We start from the raw sequence: 19,792 nt of genomic DNA on the forward strand, positions 1-19,792 counted from the left end.
CTGCTGCAGACGCAAAGATATTGATATAGTGTCAGGCATCCATATAAAAACGGAAATTGTTATGCAGGATTTACGCGATCTGGGGCTAATGCTCGACCGGCACGTGCCACTGTTACTGGTTGAATCTTATGAAGAAGCGCGGGTGCTGGAGCTACTAACCCGTGTTGCTATCAAGCGTGGTTTGGCACTGCAGCAATGGACTGTTTCTGATGGTTTACGTCGTCTTGGGTTTGGTGAAGATGTGGCCAAAGAGACGGATACCTCGCAGCCGGTTGAGGCACTCCGGCAGGTTAAAGCCAGGGACCAGGGCGGTTTATTTGTATTCTGCGATTTACACCCTTATCTCGAAGATCCACTGGTCGTTCGTTTAATTAAAGACATTGCTCTGCAGCATGAACGTTTCGGTAAAACTCTGGTGTTATTGAGTCATCGCATTGATGCACCCTCCGAGTTACAGCGCTTGGCCATGACCTTTGATTTACAACTGCCCGATCAAGGCCAGTTGATGTCGCTGGTCAAAGAGGAAGCTCAGCGCTATGCCAGAAACAGCGGTCGTAAGGTGAAGACCGATTCCGCGACTCTGCAGCAGATCGTCGCTAATTTACGTGGATTAACCTTCTCTGATGCACGTCGTCTGGTGCGAGGTGTGATCGTCGATGACGGTGCAATTACTCAGGATGATGTGCCAGAGGTGAGTAAAGCGAAGATGCAATTGCTCGATATGGAAGGTGTTATGAGTTTTGAGTACGACACTGCGCGTTTTGGCGACGTCGCTGGTCTGGAGAACATGAAGAGCTGGCTCGAGCAGCGCCACCATGCCTTCCTCAACGTTGATGATGATTTACGTCCGCGCGGGATGATGCTGTTTGGTGTACAGGGCAGTGGCAAAAGCTTAGCGGCTAAAGCTGTGGCGGGTTCATGGGGGGTGCCATTGTTGCGCTTGGATTTTGGTGCTCTCTACAACAAGTTTTTTGGTGAAACTGAACGGAATTTGCGTGAATCGCTCAAGCTTGCCGAGACCATGGCGCCCTGCGTAGTGTGGATGGATGAAGTGGAGAAAGGACTCGGCCAGGACGGTAATGATCAGGGTGTCAGTCAGCGATTACTGGGCACACTGCTCACCTGGATGGCTGAACATGAGTCCAAAGTGTTTGTGGTTGCAACGGCCAATAACATTCACGCATTACCGCCGGAGCTGATGCGCAAAGGTCGGTTGGACGAATTGTTCTTTGTTGATCTGCCTCAGCCGGATGTCAGGGAGGCTATTCTCAGGTTGCATATGGAAAAACGTGGCCTGGCGGTGGAGCGGTTTGATATCACCGTACTGGCTCAGGCCAGTGTTGGCTTTTCCGGGGCAGAACTGGAACAAGCCGTGGTGTCTGCATGGCACTCGGTGCACAGCCTTGATGAGGACGGTGACGGGATTACGACCGAAATCTTACTGCGCGAAATTCAGCGTACTCAGCCATTGTCGGTGACCATGGCCGAACAGCTGCAGGGGTTGCGCGATTGGGCTAATGGTCGCGCTGTGACGGCTGATTAAAATCGTTTCTGAGTGGACGCAGACAATAATCCTGAGATGGCTCGGCGTAACTGATCCGGGTCGGCAGGTTTGGCCAATAGCTGCTGAATCCCGGCATCCAGTGCGTCTTCGCGGACATTGCTTATGTTCATACCCGTTAGCATCAGGCGCGCCGGTTTTTTACCAATATCAGGGTCAGATAATACCCGTTCCGATAACTGCAACCCATCCATCAGAGGCATATCGTGATCAATAATCAATACCTCATAAGGTTCATTGATAGAATTCTGATGGCGCATCATCGCCAGCGCCTCTTTGCCACTGTAGGTACTTTCAGCACGCATTCCCTGTCGTCTTAATTGTTTTTCAATGACGTTACGCACCGATGCATTGTCATCCACGATCAAGACCCGCAAACCAAGCAAGCTGTCGTCGTGAGATTGCAGAACGGGCTGCTGATCACTTTCCAGCGGCAGGTAGAGCGTCAGCGACGCGCCCTGGAGATTGAAGTCTTCAATTTCCAGAGTAGCTTTCATGCGTTTCATCACTTTACGCAGCACCCGCATATTCCACTGTTTACTGAAGTCACCAATACGTTGCTGTGGTTTATGGTGTTGCAAAATCTGTAACGCGCTGCGCAGTTCATCCGGGCGCGCCAGCTGGCTATTCACTCGCAGTTGCAACATCAGCCCCGATGTCATTTGGCTGTTGTATGGTTGGGCAGCCAGAGCTAATACACCATGCTCACTGTACGCCAGTAATTTTGCCAGAATCGAATGGATCAGTGACTGCAGGTGGGTGCGGTCAACAATGACACGATTCGCCACCTGATCATCAATATCGATCACCAGTTCCATTTGCTTGCGAACACCACCTTGCTGGAAATGCTGTACCGTCTGATTCAGTAATTTGCGGATCTCAACCGGTTCAGGTTCCAGTTCGAGCTGATTACTCTGAACTTTACCAAGATCGGATACCTGATTGACCACATGCAGCAGGTCATGTCCGGCTTCGCTGATGGTATTGAGAAAATCGCGCTGGTTATTGCCCAGCGGAGTGTCGTTCAGCAACTGGCTCATCCCCAACACACCATTAATCGGTGAACGCAGCTCATGGCTGATGTGTGACAGCATCGCTGCATTAATCTGTAGCTCGTTACTGGAAGCATTGTGCTTGCTGGTTCGTCTATCGGTGATCGCAGCCACTGCCGCAACCATGCTGAGAATCAGTGATGACGGTAAAATCAGAATGGCCCAGTCGTGCAGGAATTCCAGGGTTAAAAGATTCTGAGTGGTGAGCAAAGTCAGAATCAGGCCTATCGTCAGTGCCAATGCTCCGTAGGTTAGCCAGCGTTGTGCTGGTAACTCTTTGCTGGGAACCAACATCAGGAAAATACTGGTTGCCAGGCCGTAGAGCAGCAAGCTCAGGGCAACAAAGAACTGCATACCTGATTCAATGACGGCGATGATGACCAGATTGGTAACTAAGTAGAGTGCACTCACGACCAACAGTTTCTGTTCGATGTGGCGTCGGCGCCAGCCCAGGCTGTAAACCACGAAGCCGTGTGCTGAAGCCGATACACTGATCATGACGTAGCCGAAGCCTGCCAGGGTTTCACCACTGATGGTAAACAGCATACTGAGTAAACCGGTCCAGCTCGGTAAAAACATTAAAGCACAGAGGCAGTAGCTAGCGGCCGCCGCTGCGATGAGGAGCCGTTGCTGACGATACAGGTTGACGAAATACAACAGGGTTCCAAATACCCAGCCTAATACCAGCCCCTGGATGATAAAATCCCATTGCTCGTTGAACAGGAAGTAATCCAGGCTTGCGAGACGAAGCTCGGTATTAAGAATAGAATCCGAGGCAATGCGAATCAGAAAACTTTCAGTACTCTCCGGCTGAATATCGATCAGAAACGGGTAGGCCTGAATATAACCACCAATACGGCCACGGCTCTGGCGGCTGTAAGTTTGTGGTTCCGGATCATTGATATTGTAAAGTGATACCTGTTTCAGATCGGGATTCGACAAGCTCAATACTGCCTGCTTAGGATCTTTATACGGATTGGAAATACTGATGCGTAACCAGTAGGCAGACGTTGTTAAACCGAACTTCAGCTTTTCGCTATGACTGGGGGTGAATCGCAGTTGCTGCTCCGGTGAGAGCATATCGCGAATGGTCAGTTGCTTTTGCTTGTCTTCATAGACCGAGGCGTAGGGAGTCACGCCATAATCAAACGATTGGTTGGGAATCAGTACCGGGTTGGTTGCCTGGCTTTGAGCGCAGTAACTCAGTAAAGCCAGGCCGACCAGTAACCACAAATACCGCTTGCTGGTAACCATGCGACGAACCTCATAGTTACTCAGCAAGTGTGTCATCCCTGAATCTCCGCGATTATTTGTTGTTATCGATAAACCGTTAGCTTTGCTCGCGGGCTATGGCACGATAACCGATGTCTTTACGGTAGAAAACATCTTTCCAGTCGATTTGTGCCGCCAGCTCGTAGGCCTGTTGCTGAGCTTCGCTCACGCTGTTGCCTAAAGCCGTTGCACATAATACACGACCTCCGGCGGTGACAACATCATCACCGTCGAGCTTAGTACCGGCATGGAATACTTTCCGATCAGCGCCGTCGTCAGCTGGTAAGCTGATTGCGTCGCCCTTGTTGTAGCTCGCAGGGTAACCGCCAGCCGCCAGTACAACTCCCATAGCGGCCCTTGGGTCCCACTGCGTGACTTCATGATCGAGGTTGCCGTTCAGAGCTGCTAAGCAGTGAGCAACCATGTCCGATTGCATCCGCATCATGATTGGCTGAGTTTCAGGGTCACCAAAACGGCAGTTATATTCGATCACTTTGGGCGCGCCGGCTTCATTAATCATCAGGCCTGCGTACAGGAAGCCTGTATAGTCGTTGCCTTCTTTTGCCATACCTTCGACGGTCGGGCGTATCACCTCGGCCATGACACGATCATGGATTTCGGCTGTGACAACCGGAGCCGGGGAATATGCCCCCATACCGCCGGTATTCGGGCCAGTATCGCCATCGCCGACACGTTTATGATCCTGACTGGTGGCCATTGGCAGAATATTTTTACCATCGACCATTACGATGAAAGAGGCTTCTTCACCCGTCAGGAATTCTTCGATCACGACGCGACAACCGGCATCACCAAACGCGTTACCTGACAGCATGTCTTTAACCGCTGCTTCAGCTTGCTCCAGAGTCTCGGCAACTATCACACCTTTACCAGCTGCCAGACCATCGGCTTTAACAACGATCGGAGCGCCTTTTTCGCGCAGGTAAGCCAGAGCGGGTTCCACTTCGGTGAAGTTCTGGTAATCCGCGGTTGGGATATTCTGGCGTGCCAGGAAATCTTTGGTGAATGCTTTAGAACCTTCTAATTGTGCTGCACCTTTGCTTGGGCCAAAAGCTTTCAGACCTGCAGCTGCGAACTGATCGACCAGACCATCCACCAGAGGTGCTTCCGGACCGACGATGGTCAGGCCAATTTCGTTGTTTTTGGCGAAGGCTTCCAGTTCATCAAAAGCCATCACATCGATGGCGACGTTTTCCATGTTGTCTTCGCGTGCGGTACCCGCGTTGCCTGGAGCTACGAAGACTTTTTCAACCAGTGGAGATTGCAGTGCTTTCCACGCCAGCGCGTGTTCGCGACCGCCAGAGCCTATTACTAAAACTTTCATTTTACTCATCCTGTTAGGAGTAACTTGATAATTCTGCCGGTTTACACGTCACATTTTCTACGTCGACTCGCCGTGAGCATGTCTCTGCAGGCTCTCGTGTAACATCCATATTGCCCGAGGTCTCCTTAAGAAAAATCTGACGCATAAACCTTTAAACTTACGTAAAAATCTATCCAAAAAAACGCTTTGAAAGTGTGATGAGCGATGCTCTGGCAGGGCAAAAATTTTTGAGAGAGCGGCGCTTAGTGGGCTAAGTGAGCATCTCGATAAAATTTTTAACGCCGCCAGAGTGAGCGCAATAGCTTTCTTTGGTTATTAGTGACGGAAATGACGCATACCGGTAAAGACCATGGCGATGCCAGCTTCGTCGGCTGCGGCAATCACTTCTTCATCACGAATCGAACCACCCGGTTGGATAATTGCTTTGATGCCAACCTTCGCGGCGTTATCAATACCATCACGGAATGGGAAGAAAGCGTCGGATGCCATTACTGCACCTTCAACTTGCAAACCAGCATGTTCTGCTTTGATCGCTGCGATACGAGCTGAGTTTACGCGGCTCATCTGGCCTGCGCCAACACCGACAGTTTGACGGTTCTTACCGTAAACGATGGCGTTAGACTTAACGAACTTAGCGACTTTCCAGCTGAAGATCAGATCGTGTAATTCAGCTTCAGTTGGTGCGCGCTTGGTTACAACTTTCAGGTCGTCAGTCGTGATCATACCGTTATCGCGATCCTGAACCAGCAGGCCGCCGTTAACGCGCTTGTAGTCGAATGCCTGTGGACGTTCGGCAGGCCATTCGCCACATTCCAGCAGACGCACGTTTTTCTTAGCGGCAACAATCGCTACAGCTTCAGCACTTACTCTTGGTGCGATGATCACTTCAACAAACTGGCGTTCAACAATCGCGCTGGCGGTTTCGGCATCCAGTTCACGGTTGAAAGCGATGATGCCACCAAAGGCAGATTCGGTATCGGTTTCGAAAGCCAGATCGTAAGCCTTACGGATACCGCCTTCGTCTTCCGGTACGACGGCAACACCACATGGGTTGGCGTGCTTAACAATCACACAGGCTGGCTTCACGAATGACTTAACGCATTCCAGAGCCGCGTCTGTATCCGCCACATTGTTGTAGGACAGCTCTTTACCCTGCAGCTGCTTCGCAGTAGCGATGGATGCTTCGGCAGGTTCAGCTTCCACATAAAAAGCAGCTTTTTGATGCGGGTTTTCACCGTAACGCATGTCCTGCGCTTTGACGAACTGGCTGTTGTAAGTCTGAGGGAAATCTTTGCGGTTATCAGTGCTTAACGTTTCCGCTTCCTGATCAATAGTACCCAGGTAGTTAGCAATCATTCCGTCGTAGCTGGAGGTGTGCTCGAAGGCTTTTAATGCCAGATTAAAACGGGTTTTGTATTGCAGGCCGTTGTGACTGTTCAGGTCTTCCAGAACGTTGCTGTAGTCGCTGGTGTTAACCACAATGCCAACGTAAGCGTGGTTTTTTGCCGCCGAGCGAACCATGGTCGGGCCGCCGATATCAATGTTCTCGATTGCCAGTGGCAAGTGACAGTCTTCCTTCGCTACGGTTGCCGCAAACGGATACAGGTTAACCACAACCAGGTCGATCGGGTTGATGCCATGTTCGTTCATGACTTCATCATCCTGACCACGACGACCGAGCACGCCACCGTGAATTTTCGGGTGCAGGGTTTTTACCCGACCATCCATCATTTCCGGGAAACCCGTGTAATCCGATACTTCTACTGCCGGGATCTGGTTATCCAACAGCAGCTTGTAGGTACCTCCGGTCGACAGGATTTCCACGCCCGCCGCATGCAGGGCTTTGGCAAATTCTACGATGCCGGTTTTGTCCGATACGCTGATCAAAGCGCGACGAACAGGAGTGATATCCGCTGGGATGTCGTTTGCAGGGATGAAGTTGCTCATATGGTCAATTTTTCTAAGCTATTAAAAAAAGAAAAAGCGGCCAAGGCCGCTTAAGAAAATACAAATCAGATCAAAGCATTCCGTACTGCTTCAGCTTTTTACGCAAAGTACCGCGGTTTAATCCCAGCACGATCGACGCTTTGGTTTGGTTATCGCGAGTATATTTCATCACCGTTTCCAGCAACGGCGCCTCGACCTCGGACAACACCATGTCGTATAAATCGACAATTGGCTGGCCATCCAGGTGATCAAAATAATTTTGCAGAGCCTTTTCCACACTGTCGCGCAGGGTTTGCGATGATTCTGATGGTGCGCTTAAGTTGTTCTGTAGATCAGATGAGTCGGTCACTGTTTCAACCTTCCTTAATAATGCTTCTGTGTTCATGCGGCTTGTCCCTCACTGTCATATTCCTTAAAAAACGTTTCAATGGCCTGGCGCTGTTCTGTCGCTGTTTCCAGACGATTAAAAATTCGGCGGAAATCGCTGCCGTTAGCTTGATGTTGCAGGTACCAGCTAACGTGTTTGCGAGCAATCCGTACTCCCAGATAGTCGCCATAAAACTCATGTAAGGCGGCCAGATGGGATAATAAAATCTGTTCAATTTCGTCAATTTCTGCGGCGGGTAAGTGCTCGCCGGTTGCAAGGTAGTGACTGACTTCTCTGAAAATCCAGGGTCTGCCTTGCGCCGCGCGACCAATAAGCACGCCATCGGCCCCGGTATATTGCATTACTTTTGCGGCTTTTTCGGCGCTGGTGATATCACCATTAGCAAACACCGGAATGTCGATGCTGCTCTTGACGTTGCGGATAGTGTCGTATTCCACCGTATTTTTGTAGCCGCAGGCACGTGTGCGCCCGTGTACTGCTAAAGAGACAATGCCTGCATCTTGTGCGATTTGGGCGATATTCACACCGTTACGTTGATCAGGGCTCCAGCCTGTACGTATTTTCAGGCTGACTGGCACATCGACAGCAGCCACCACGGCCTGCAATATCTCTTTCACTAAACCTTCATCTTTCAGTAACGCTGAGCCAGCAGCCTTGTTACAGACCTTTTTGGCCGGGCAGCCCATGTTGATGTCTATTATCTGGGCACCATTGGCGGCGTTAAATTGGGCACTGTCTGCCAGGATTTGCGGGTCACCACCAACGATTTGTACAGCTATGGGCTCAGGCTCACCTGTATGGTCGAGGCGTAGCTGGGATTTGCGTGTATGACGCATCTCCGGGTTAGCGGCCACCATTTCACCCACAACCAGGCCGGCGCCGAGCTGACGACAAAGCTGGCGAAACGGACGGTCGGTAACTCCCGCCATAGGTGCCAGAATCACTGGATTAGGTAGCGTATATGGGCCAATTGCAGGCATGAATAACCGATTAAAACTGATCAAAAAGTGTGCGACGAAAAAGTCGCGGTATGATACTCATAACCCCTTTGCGAATAAAGGGGAAATGATTGCCTATGCGCAAAATTTTGTTAATTGAGTATTTTCTTACTGGTTGCTCTGCAGACGGATGGCGTAACTAACCGCCTCCGGGCCTGGGTCAACAATCTCAAGCGCGATATGGATGGGTGTTCTGCTCGGAATCAGCGTTTGTCCGGCAAGCTCACCCGACAGGTACTCTGATGGCAGAAATTGACGGCTGGCAACCACATTATTATTCAGATCACTGAACACCAGCTCCAGGTCTGGGAAGGGTTGTGGGTAATTGGCCAGATTTTGCATCAGAGTATCAACCATTAACGCCTTTTGCAGTTTCGGGTGACTGCGGACCACCAGATGCTGGGTACTCAACTGCTTCATATTCTGTACGTTCGGGAGTGTACAATCTGCCAGATTACAGATCTGGGTATACAACGGACGCCATTGTGGTGTGCGTGACCACTGATCAAATTTGAAGAACAGTGTTTGTCCCCCGGCGATCAATAGCATGATCAGTGAAGCAAGGCCCCAGCCCCACGGAAAAGCGGGACCACTGCTGCGCTTCTGTAATTCCAGTGGATCTTCCTGCAATCCGGCGACACTATCGGCAACCACCATAATTTCAGTTGCTTCATTGTTCGGATCATCACTGCCGAGGTGCATATTATCGTCGTCATCAATAAAGCCGTCGAAATCATCGACTTCGGCACCCGCCTTGAACTGGCTGTATTCTTCCTCATTATTGCTCTGGTCATCGAAGTCGTACTGACTGGTTTCTGAGATTTCCAAACCACCAACCGTAATTTCCTCAATACCATCATCATCATCGAGCAGGGCATCTGCCCAAGCTTCATCCGGGTCTTTGTCGGAAATGAACTCATGAGCAGTCGAATCCGGGCTGAGAAGATCCAGAGAGTCGGTACTGGCATTTTTCAGATCGAAGATTGAAGAGTCGATCTCCAGGTCATTGCGTGGCGCCGGACGATCCTCTTTTTCCGGAGCACGAATGCCAAGATCGACCATTGGGTCATCACTGATGCTGTCATGGGTATCCGGCTCGTTATCATCCATATCGTCATGAATCAGGCCGTCGTCGCCAATCCTCACGTCATCGTCGATGTCGTCATCCATGTCATCATGAATTAATAAGTCATCGTGAATCAGCTGGTCATCTTCAGTGGCAGACGGCTTCGGTTCGATGGATGTTACTGCCTGACTGGCTGACTTTTCCGGAGCTTTCTTGTCAGCTTGCAGTTGTTCTTCATCAACAAAATGTTCGGCGGCTTGAAATACCTGTAAGCAGGAGCCGCAGCGCACAGCCCCGTTAGCTACCTTCAGGTGTTCATCGCGCACCCGGAAGGTGGTGCGGCAATGTGGACATTGAGTCACGTGAGCGGCCATTGAGTATCCTTTACTCCATTTCCGATTGATGTTGAGCGTCAGTCTTCACGGCGGGTTCCGGTAAGTAGTACCCAGTCACCGAGCTGTTTGGCAGGATTCATGTTATACCACTGACTGTAGCATTGAGATACGTCTTCCGCCTGCTCAGCCAGTAACCCGGATAACGCCAGCTTGCCACCCTGTCGGGTAAGACGGGCAATGTCGGGAGCCAGTGCTTGCAACGGGCCGGCCAGAATATTCGCCACCATAATGTCGGCTTTTACGTCCGGGGTTTTGTCCGGCAGGAAGACATCGTACAGATCATCGCGGATATTATTGCGTCCGGCGTTATCACGGGTTGCCGTCAATGCCTGCGGATCAATATCGACTCCAACCATTTTCTCCGAACCCAGTAATAACGCAGCAATACCCAGAATACCGCTGCCACAACCATAGTCGACGACCAGCTCTTTCCCCGTCACTTCCTGATCGAGGAACTGCAGACACAAATCCGTTGTCGGGTGTGTGCCGGTACCAAACGCCAGGCCTGGATCGAGCATCAGGTTGACGGCATCCGGTTGCGGGGGTGTTTGCCAACTTGGGCACACCCACAAACGCTGACCAAACTGCATCGGGTGATAATCTTCCATCCAGGCGCGAATCCAGTCTTTATCTTCAAGAATCTCCAGCTTGTGTTTTGGCAGTGGCTGGGCACTCAGATTCTGGTAGAAATCGTTGAGGTTTTTCAGCAATATTTCGCTGTTCTGGTTAGCCTCAAACAGGCCAATAATCTGAGTTTCATCCCAGATAGGGTTGGTCCCCAACTCAGGCTCAAGAATGGGCTGGTCAGCGTCATCCTGCAGGGTGACGGACAATGCGCCTTGTGCAAGCAGTGCTTCTTCAATGGAATTAACTTGCGCACGTTGCGCGTGAATACGAATCTGAATCCAGGACATCTCAGGCCTTGTGGTTTTTCAATGAAGTGTTTTCCAGTTGCGCGATGGCGGATTGCAGTGCCAGGTCATAACCCTGCACACCCAGACCGCAAATAACGCCCACAGCGATATCCGACAGGTAAGAATGGTGGCGGAAGCTCTCACGGGCGTGCACGTTGGAGATATGAATTTCGATAAAGGGGATTGCAACACCGGCTAAGGCATCGCGCAGGGCAACGCTGGTGTGCGTGAATGCCGCCGGGTTGATGATGATAAAGCCAGTGCCATCACTGCGTGCCTGATGGATCCGGTCAATCAGCTCGTGCTCGGCATTACTCTGCAGATGTTCAAGCTGATGGCCTGCTTGTTTGGCGCTTGCCTGCAGCTGCTTTTCAACGTCAGCAAGTGTCGTAGCCCCATAAATCTCCGGTTCACGAGTGCCCAGCAGGTTGAGGTTCGGGCCTTGTAATACCAGTATTTTTGACATCGCTACGCTCGTTTTCCGGAGACAATAATTTATGCGCGAGTTTGCCGTAAACTGCCCGTAGCGTCCAGTTTTAAGCGTCGCTGTCGGCGGCAAATACCTGATTACGACCATTATGTTTGGCGCGGTACAGAGCCTGGTCAGCACGTTCTACCAAATCACTCACCGACTCGCCACACCATTGCGCCAGGCCGCAGGAGAAGGTGACTTGCAGCGATTTATCGCTGGTATGAATCAGGTTGGCAAAGTTAGCGCGCAGTTTTTCCATTACCTGTAATGCTTGCTTGCTATCGGCGTCGCGCAGGATAACGGCGAATTCTTCTCCACCATAGCGACCGATCGAGTCCGATTTTCGCAAGCTTTGCTTCAGAAACAGAGACAGATTTTTAATGACAATATCGCCAACCGGATGGCCATATTGGTCGTTGATGTTTTTAAAATGGTCGATGTCAATCATCACAAAGCTGACTGGCAATTCATCGTTTTGCTTCAGGTTGTCTTGCAATGATTCAAGAATATGAGTGTGATTCAGCAGGCCTGTGAGGCTGTCACGAGCGATCAGATGCTGCAGCTGTCGAGCCCGAAGAACCCGGGTTCGGACGGTCGACAATAGATGCCTTGCACCGACGGGCTTGGTCAGAAAATCATCGCCGCCTTCTGCCATAGCATCCAGTTGGCGTTGTTTATCCTCTTCGCCCGACAGGTAAATAATCGGCAGATTGATATATTCTTTGTGCTGTCGAATGACCTTCGCGAGCTCCATACCGTTACAGTCTGGCATGTACATATCCATCAGTACCAGGTCCGGGTTGTAGTCGTTCAGTATATCCAGTACCTGTAACGGCTCGTTCACTATCTCTGTCAGCATTCCAGCTTTATTCAGCACTTTGGCGCTATACATCGCTTGTGATTTGGAATCATCCACAATCAGAATGCGGAACGGGTCTTCTGGCGTGGTGTCCAGCAGGTCTTCGAGGGTACCGATTAACGAATGAATCTCATCGCTGTTGTAAAGACCAATGCCACCACTGCGCATGGCATTCAGCTTTTGCTCAATGGTTGGTTGCTGCTGCTGGTAAGTAAACAGAATGGGCAGCAGTTGCTCGCGCTCTGACTGAATCTTATCGGCCAGCACCAAGCCATGGCCGTCAGCGACAAAATTAATGTCCAGCACCAGTGCTGCCGGATGACGCTCATGCAGGGCCGCGAGGAATGCCTGCTCGGTTTCCTGAATCGCGCCACGCAGACCAAAGTATTCCATTTGCTGCGACAGAGTTGCCGCCGTTTCCTGATGATCAACCGCAATGTAAATCGGTTTTTTACTGGGAATGAGATTATCTGCGCCGGCTTTGTCGCCGTGCCGCAACGCCGTTTCGCTGAGCTGGCGAACCTGTTTATTCAATTTTTCCAACTGATCACTGGCGGGGGGCTGGCCGCGTTTTATCTCGGCGAGAATGGTTAATAGTTCCCGTGCCAGAGCTACGTGTTTTTCAGCCTCAAATCGAGCGGCATAGCTCTCAAGCTTTTCCAATGCGCAGACAAAGTCTGACATTGCGGTAATCGACCAGTTGGTATCAGGCAGGCAGCGCCACAGGTCCAGTACCTGACGAACCTGATTAATCACCCGGTTTGAGAATAATTGCCTGAGTTTCTCGGCTTTGGTTTTTGCTTGAGTCATTAACTTCAATACCCATCTGTGACTTTACAAGCGTAGCACTTTCAGAAAGGGTCGTTGGTAATCACACAAGCGAAAATTGCTGGCTATAGTTAAGGGCAGTTACCGTTTTGTTGATATCTCCCATTCTATGGATCTGACCCTTCAATCCTCTGTCAGGATGTTAAAATCCTGCTCCCGGCTATTACTGCTGTTGTTTTGTTCATCTATGCCTGTGTGGCTGGTGGCAGACTGGGAGCGTTGGGTGCCATCGGACCTGATTGACAAGGCACGGCAGCAATACGGCAACTCAGCGGCCGAACGTATCCGGGACTGGCAAACCGAATTGCGTGACATTGCAGATGAGTCTGAAACCGAAAAACTGCGACGGGTAAACGACTTTTTTAACCGACATATTCGCTTTGTAAACGATGACAAGCACTGGGGGAAAGTTGATTATTGGGCAACGCCTTATGAAGCTCTGGGAACCAACGGCGCAGACTGCGAAGATTATGTGATCGCAAAATATTATTCTCTGCGCAAGCTGGGTGTTGATACCCGTAAACTGCGCATTACCTATGTGAAAGCCTTGCGTTATAACCAGGCTCATATGGTGTTAACCTACTTCCCAACACCGGATGCGGTGCCTTTTGTACTGGATAACCTGATTAAAAGTATTCGCCCGGCATCCGAGCGTCGCGATCTTGCGCCGGTTTACAGTTTTAATGCCGAAGGGATGTGGCTGGAGCGGATGAAAGGTGAAGGGATTCGTATGGGAAATCCCAACAAACTCGATTTATGGACCGATCTTCGGATTCGTATGAATGAACTCGGTATGGATTTATAAGGAAGTCTGGCCATGACACTGAAGCAACAATTTTCAATTCTGACCGGCTTATTGGTTGTGACGCTGCTTGCAGGCAATTTATTAGTGACAGTGATGAACGGTCGTGATTATTTTCAACAGCAGCTTAATGGCCGCGCCTATGATGCGGCGACATCATTGGCGTTGTCGATGACGCAAGTGAACACCGCTGATGATGTGCAGTTATCGCGTGTCATCGATGTGTTGTTTGATCGTGGTTTTTTTGCCGAAATTGAATTCAACCGGTTAGACGGTCAGCCTCTGCACCGTCGTGCACGCCAGGCGCTTGAGCAGGCACCAGCCCCCAACTGGTTTATTACCTGGGTGGATCTCAATCTGGTCGCTGCGGAGGCTGACGTAACCCGTGGCTGGCAGCGTCTGGGCAGCGTCAAAGTCATCAGTCACAGCGATTTTGCTTATCGCGATTTGTGGGCCATGGTGCGTGCTGAGCTGGTTTGGTTCGCCTGGGTGTTGGTTGTCAGTCTGGTGGCTTTACAACTATTACTGGGCTGGCTATTTCGTCCATTGCAGCGTGTCGAGCAGCAGGCCCTGGCGATTTGTGAGAAAGACTGGCAGGAACAACAGGATATCCCAAGGGCCAGGGAGTTACGCCGTATGGTACTGGCGATGAATAAAATGGTGCGCAAGTTACGTAGCATTTTTGAAGAGCAGTCGGCGATGGCTGACCAGCTGCGTGAAGAATCTTTTCAGGATTCGGTTACCGGACTGCCGAACCGCAGTGGTTTTGACCGGCGTATTGCTCACGTTCTGGAGGGGGAGGCCGAACACTCCGGTATTCTGATGTTGTTACAACTGCATAATTTTGCAGAGTTTAATCAGAAGTACGGCCGGCAGGAAGGCGATGACCGTTTGCGCACGCTGGCGGTGGCCTTGTCTGAATGGCGTGAGCAGCACCAGCATGCTCTGATAGGACGTCGTTCAGGCGCTGACTTTGCTCTCTATGTGCCCTGCAGTGATCGTCGTCAGGCTGAGGATATGCTGCAGCAGACATTCTCCGAGCTGGCGGCCGGTGCGTTATCACAACGTCAGGAAGCGTCGGGCGAGCAGTTAGTTTTTCATATTGGTGCCGTATTCTTACAGGCTCAGCATGAAGCCATTCAACCGGCGCTGATGAAAGCAGATGCAGCATTGCGTCAGGCTCAGCGTCATCCTGAAGCGCGTGCGCAGTTGTATGGCGAGCAAGCCGATAATCAGCAGGAGTGGGCGGCTCACGAATGGCAATCGTTACTGGAAGCAGTGTTAAAAGAAAAAGCGATTGAGCTGCAGTTTATGCCGATTGTCAGCAATCGCAGTCAGGAACTACTGCAGTTTGAAGTCTTCAGCCGCATTCAGTGGCAGCAGCAAACATTATCTGCTGCTCGATTCTGGCCAATGGTTGAGCAGCATCAAATGGCATCGGCCTATGATTTATGCATTGTTGAGAAAGTGCTTACGGCATTGAACAAGGCTGAGCAGAGCCCGTTGGGAAATGCTAAATCATACCCTCAATACTGCATAAATATTTCACCAGCGTCGGTGATGGATGAGCATTTCCACCAACAGTTAATGGAATTATTGCATCAGTATCGCGACGTTGCTGCGATGATTGCTTTGGAAATTCCCGAGTTTGCTTTGGCAAACATGGAGTCTGCACTGGCGCGACTTGCACTGTTGGTAAATGATTATGGTGTTAACGTCGGTATTGACCAGGTTGGCACAGGCAGTATGGCGTTTGCTTATCTGCAGCGTTTACCCCTAGCCTATGTGCGCATTGACGGGAGCTTTAACCGTGGGTTACACAAGGCTCAGGATCACAAGTTTTTTATTCAGTCGATGGTACAAATTGCCCACAATCTGGACCTGTTAGTACTCGGTGAGGGTCTTGAAGAAAAGTCGGATGTAGAAACGCTGCGCTCAACGGGTGTAGATGGTATGAGCGGCTATTTCTTCAGTAAGCCCATGGCTGATCTGACACAAGCACAACATTGGCAAGTGACCTGAACAGGTCGAGTTATTCGTCAAATACTGAGGATGATGCGACATTTCGTCACTGGTATTCACTGTTTAAACGGCGCTATTGTGTTGGTCTGATTGAAGACCATATGCCTGATTCTGGTGGAGAAATAATGATGAAATTCCTACGCTCTGTTGTTGCTATCGCACTGCTGTTATCCCCTGTGTTTGTCGTGGCTGACTCTCTGGAAATTGAAGACGCCTATGTGCGTGAACCAATTCCCGGACGTTACATGAGCGCGGCTTTCCTTAAAATAGAAAATGAATCCGAAAAAAACCGTACTCTGGTGAGTGCCCATGCAGAGTGGGCCGGGTTAATTGAAATTCATACGCATCTTCACGATAACGGCGTCATGCGTATGCGACAGCTGAAGGCGCTGGAAATTCCCGCGGGGGAAACCGTTGAATTGCAGCCAGGTGGTTTACATCTGATGCTATTTAAACTGAATCTGCCATTAGCAGAAGCATTACCACTGAAATTATGTTTTAAAAACGGTGACTGTGAAACCGTAACTGCGAAGCTGCGTTCAATCAAATAATGTGACCCGCCAGACAATACCGACTCGATTTAAATACGAAAAAAGGTGGCTGAATAACAGCCACCTTTTTGCATGTCTCTTATTAACAAGAATGGAAATACCTTGCAGTAAAACCTGTCAGGCACCTTCAGGAAGCGCTTCCGGTTCTGGTTCCTGATACTCTTTTAACAACTTTAGTACTTCATTGGCTTTACGACCTTGCATTGCACAAGTTGTCATTAATCCTGCCATCAGTGCACCTCCGACACCGGCAGTCATTACGTCTGCGCCAGTCATATACAGGTTTTTAACCGGTGTTACCGGGTGCAGAAACGGTTTTTTAAATCGATCAACAAAATGGTCCAAACCATAGATCTCGCCTTTGGTGGCCTTCTGGAACCAGTCTGTTGAAAGTGGCGTTGATAACTCGTAATAATCCAGTGCATCGCGCAGTTGCGGCATGCGTTTAAATAATACTTCTAATAAACGCTGGCTGAATTTTTCTTTGATAGCTTCGTATTCTTCACCGCGTTGTCCCCAGGTTTCATCTTTCCACTGTTCAAACCATTCGTGTTTCGCCATGGTTACAATTTCTACCGTCGACTTACCCGGGTAACGGTTATTCCAATCCGGGTCTTTCGCTGACGGGAACGAAATATATACGATCGGGAAATCTTGCTCTGGATCATCGTGGAAACGTTGCAGATTTTCTTCGTGTTTACCATCTGGGTAAATCCAAAGGTTTGTGGTGTTTATACCCAGTTCTTCTGCGGTGCCTTTAAACCCGGCATAAATACCAAAGTGAGAGCTGGATAACTGGACCTGTTCGCTCCATTTTTCCACGCCCAGCCTCTGTTTAACGTCATTGGGTAATAACCGTTGGGTGGTATTATAGAAGCCTGCGTTGCTTACGATACGGTCGGCATAAAGTTCATGACCACCGGCCAATCGAACCCCATACGCTTTGTTACTTTTAACCAGAATTTCCTCAACGTCTGCGTATGTGAATACCTCTCCACCGCTTTTCTGGATGGTTGGGATAATCGAGCGCGCGATATCCGATGAGCCACCAACCGGATAGGCCCCTCCCGCCAGGTAGTGTTTTGCAATCAGAGCATGCATCAGAAATGCCGCATCGGCCGGTGCCTGACCATAGTCACCCCATTGGCCGGTCAGCACGGAAATCAGTTGCTGATTACTGGTCATTCCTTCGAGAACGTCTCGCGTGGTCTGGAAGAACTCTTTGGGAACCAACATTGGACGAACCAGATTGTAGACTCTGGCTAACCAGGGAGGCATCGCCTGACCGGCGAAGAATTTTGGTGTTTTTCGGCTGATCTCACGAATAAGTTCAATGTAGTCATCAATGGCTTGTTCTTCGCCGGGAAAGCGTTGTTTCAACATGTTGGCAAATTCATCCCGTCCTGCCACAAATCCATATTCTTCTTCACCGAGAATAATGCGATCGTATTCAGGCTCCATTGCGGCCCATTTCAACCGACTCTCGCTGATGACATCGAATACCCGGCGCAATGTTGAGGGTTTGTGGACCTCACCAACATAATGAACGCCCACGTCCCACTCATAGCCATTGCGGTGATAAGCGTGGGTAAAGCCTCCGGCGGTGTAGTGCTGCTCAAGTACAGCAACTTTATACCCAAGCAGTGACAATAAGGCGGCATTCGCCAGGCCGCCCATGCCTGAGCCAACCACAATAACGTCAAATTGATTCTCTGCTTTGTCCCGACGGAAGCGTTTACCGGTACGAACTTTGACCCTAGCCATCTGCTATCTCCTTATTATTTTTATGCAATAAGTTGCATATCGATTGAGTCAGGCTAACCCGAATTGAAGCGCTATGCAATAAATTGCATAGCATTGGCGTAATTCAGGTAGAATTCATCAGATTCGAATGAAAAGTAAGAGATGAGAGAACAGTGTGTCGTTAAAACATGCCATCTTGGTGCTGCTTGATCAGCAGGCGGCCTCGGGTTATGACCTGCATAAACGTTTCCAGCAGCATATGGGGTTTTTCTGGCAGGCAAGTCATCAGCAAATTTACCAGCAATTAAAAGGTCTGCTTAACGATGACATGATTGGTGTTGAAGACGTCAGTCAGCAGGGCAAGCCCGATCGCAAAGAGTATCGGATTACCGATATGGGTCGTCAGTCGTTAATTGCCTGGATGCAGCAAAGTTGTAAGCCAATGAAGGTCAACGATAGTCTGCTGTTGAAATTGTACGGTGGACATCTGGTCGATAAAACCTATGTACTGAAAGACCTGCAGCAGCAAAAAGATACCCATGAGAAGACGTTATCGGTGTTGTTGCAGATTGAACAACAGTACCAGGCTATGACTGAGCAAGATCAGCAGCTTTACCAATTGCGATACCTGACTTTGCGTCGTGGTATTCATCATGTTAATGCCTGGTTAGCCTGGGCAGAAGAAGCACAGCAGGTAATCGAACGACAACCAGCGCCTTGTTGAAGGTGTCAGAGCTTGAAGTCATTTAATTGTTCTGACATCAAGACTTCGTCTGCCGGCTTTCCGGGAATGGCATGACGCTCACTGGCCCACTCCCCGAGATCAATCAGTTTACATCGCTCACTGCAAAAAGGGCGGTATTTACTTTCTGGTTGCCACACCACGTCTTTCTGGCAGGTAGGGCATTGGACTTTCATATGGTTTTCCCGATCAGGCCTCAGCCAGTTTCAGATACGTTTGATGCAGCGTGTCCAGCTGTTGGTACAGGTGGGGTAAATCGCTGCTGTTGTCTGCAATATCGTTTGCCTTGGCGCGTTTGTCGTCGCGGCTCATTTGAGCAGAAATGATATTGCGGATCTGCTCTTCATTGTTACTGTCGCGCTTACAGGCGCGTTGTACCTGAAGTTCAACGGGGACGTCAATCAGCAAGGTATGCTGAGTCAGCTGGAATTGACCGCTTTCAAACAGCAGCGGTGATACCAGTACCGAGTAGGGGGATTCGGCTTGCTGTAGCTGATTGATGATGGAGTCCCTAATACGCGGATGAGTTTGTGACTCCAACCATTGGCGCTCTTTCGGCTCAGAAAAGACTTTCTGGCGAAGCCAGGGGCGATTCAGTGACCTATCCGAAAGCAGAACATCCTCACCATAGCGTTTCGCAATGGCCTGCCATGCAGGCTGATCAGGCTCAACAACCTCGCGGGCAACCACATCGGCGTCGATGATGGCGATGCCTTTCTCTGCAAGATAATCGCTGGCAGCAGTTTTACCGCTGCCAATACCACCGGTTAAGCCTAATACCCACATAACAGTACTCTAAAAAATCACACTTTCAGCATAACAACAGATTCAGGACGCG

The 19,792-nt window shown here is 50.0% G+C and carries 17 protein-coding genes; 5 read left to right on the forward strand and 12 right to left on the reverse strand.

All coding sequences use genetic code 11. The features are described from left to right. Positions 1-61 precede the first annotated feature (61 nt). Positions 62-1,543 (forward strand): AAA family ATPase, encoded by a 1,482-nt coding sequence (locus MK185_12535; GenBank protein ID MCH2041452.1) that lies wholly within the window; start codon positions 62-64, stop codon positions 1,541-1,543. On the opposite strand, the gene MK185_12540 is transcribed toward MK185_12535, so the two are convergent. The 9 genes from MK185_12540 to MK185_12580 all read right to left on the reverse strand — a co-directional run bounded on the left by MK185_12540 (position 1,540) and on the right by MK185_12580 (position 13,076). Next, the gene (locus MK185_12540; GenBank protein ID MCH2041453.1) at positions 1,540-3,903 is read right to left on the reverse strand and encodes a response regulator; all 2,364 of its coding nucleotides are present in this window, start codon (positions 3,901-3,903) and stop codon (positions 1,540-1,542) included. The genes MK185_12535 and MK185_12540 overlap by 4 nt on opposite strands. A gap of 40 nt (positions 3,904-3,943) precedes the next feature. Beyond that, complete coding sequence (gene purD / locus MK185_12545; protein ID MCH2041454.1) at positions 3,944-5,227, reverse strand: phosphoribosylamine--glycine ligase; 1,284 nt, start codon at positions 5,225-5,227, stop codon at positions 3,944-3,946. A gap of 315 nt (positions 5,228-5,542) precedes the next feature. Then, positions 5,543-7,174, reverse strand: coding sequence for a bifunctional phosphoribosylaminoimidazolecarboxamide formyltransferase/IMP cyclohydrolase (gene purH, locus MK185_12550; protein MCH2041455.1), 1,632 nt, complete (start codon positions 7,172-7,174; stop codon positions 5,543-5,545). A 70-nt stretch (positions 7,175-7,244) separates the two neighbouring features. Beyond that, positions 7,245-7,559: a DNA-binding transcriptional regulator Fis gene (gene fis / locus MK185_12555; GenBank protein ID MCH2041456.1), complete on the reverse strand. Its 315-nt coding sequence runs from the start codon at positions 7,557-7,559 to the stop codon at positions 7,245-7,247. After that, positions 7,556-8,542, reverse strand: a complete 987-nt coding sequence (gene dusB / locus MK185_12560; protein MCH2041457.1) for a tRNA dihydrouridine synthase DusB — start codon at positions 8,540-8,542, stop codon at positions 7,556-7,558. The genes fis and dusB overlap by 4 nt, the downstream gene beginning before the upstream one ends. A 126-nt stretch (positions 8,543-8,668) precedes the next feature. After that, positions 8,669-10,000: a DUF3426 domain-containing protein gene (locus MK185_12565; GenBank protein MCH2041458.1), complete on the reverse strand. Its 1,332-nt coding sequence runs from the start codon at positions 9,998-10,000 to the stop codon at positions 8,669-8,671. Between the two features lie 38 nt (positions 10,001-10,038). Next, positions 10,039-10,935 (reverse strand): 50S ribosomal protein L11 methyltransferase, encoded by an 897-nt coding sequence (gene prmA, locus MK185_12570; GenBank protein ID MCH2041459.1) that lies wholly within the window; start codon positions 10,933-10,935, stop codon positions 10,039-10,041. Position 10,936: 1 nt separating this feature from the next. Then, the gene (gene aroQ / locus MK185_12575) at positions 10,937-11,401 is read right to left on the reverse strand and encodes a type II 3-dehydroquinate dehydratase (protein ID MCH2041460.1); all 465 of its coding nucleotides are present in this window, start codon (positions 11,399-11,401) and stop codon (positions 10,937-10,939) included. 70 nt (positions 11,402-11,471) lie between these two features. After that, entirely contained in the window at positions 11,472-13,076 is a 1,605-nt protein-coding gene (locus MK185_12580; GenBank protein MCH2041461.1) for a diguanylate cyclase, read from the reverse strand. A gap of 205 nt (positions 13,077-13,281) precedes the next feature. Between MK185_12580 and MK185_12585 the strand changes: the two genes are divergently transcribed. From MK185_12585 to MK185_12595, 3 genes are all read left to right on the forward strand, one after another. After that, positions 13,282-13,899 (forward strand): transglutaminase-like cysteine peptidase, encoded by a 618-nt coding sequence (locus MK185_12585; GenBank protein ID MCH2041462.1) that lies wholly within the window; start codon positions 13,282-13,284, stop codon positions 13,897-13,899. A gap of 12 nt (positions 13,900-13,911) precedes the next feature. Continuing rightward, complete coding sequence (locus tag MK185_12590) at positions 13,912-15,918, forward strand: EAL domain-containing protein (GenBank protein MCH2041463.1); 2,007 nt, start codon at positions 13,912-13,914, stop codon at positions 15,916-15,918. 125 nt (positions 15,919-16,043) lie between these two features. Continuing rightward, positions 16,044-16,469, forward strand: coding sequence for a copper chaperone PCu(A)C (locus MK185_12595; GenBank protein MCH2041464.1), 426 nt, complete (start codon positions 16,044-16,046; stop codon positions 16,467-16,469). A 117-nt stretch (positions 16,470-16,586) separates the two neighbouring features. Here the strand turns inward: MK185_12595 and MK185_12600 are convergent, their stop codons facing one another. Beyond that, complete coding sequence (locus MK185_12600; protein ID MCH2041465.1) at positions 16,587-18,233, reverse strand: NAD(P)/FAD-dependent oxidoreductase; 1,647 nt, start codon at positions 18,231-18,233, stop codon at positions 16,587-16,589. A gap of 154 nt (positions 18,234-18,387) precedes the next feature. Between MK185_12600 and MK185_12605 the strand changes: the two genes are divergently transcribed. Beyond that, positions 18,388-18,936: a PadR family transcriptional regulator gene (locus MK185_12605; GenBank protein ID MCH2041466.1), complete on the forward strand. Its 549-nt coding sequence runs from the start codon at positions 18,388-18,390 to the stop codon at positions 18,934-18,936. 5 nt (positions 18,937-18,941) lie between these two features. On the opposite strand, the gene yacG is transcribed toward MK185_12605, so the two are convergent. After that, positions 18,942-19,130 (reverse strand): DNA gyrase inhibitor YacG, encoded by a 189-nt coding sequence (yacG, locus tag MK185_12610; protein MCH2041467.1) that lies wholly within the window; start codon positions 19,128-19,130, stop codon positions 18,942-18,944. A 13-nt stretch (positions 19,131-19,143) separates the two neighbouring features. Beyond that, a complete protein-coding gene (coaE, locus tag MK185_12615) occupies positions 19,144-19,740 on the reverse strand; it encodes a dephospho-CoA kinase (protein MCH2041468.1) in 597 nt (198 codons plus the stop codon). Between the last annotated feature and the right edge of the window lie 52 nt (positions 19,741-19,792).

The organism is Saccharospirillaceae bacterium, assembly GCA_022448365.1.
In the GTDB taxonomy this organism is placed as follows: Bacteria; Pseudomonadota; Gammaproteobacteria; order Pseudomonadales; family Oceanobacteraceae; genus Bacterioplanoides.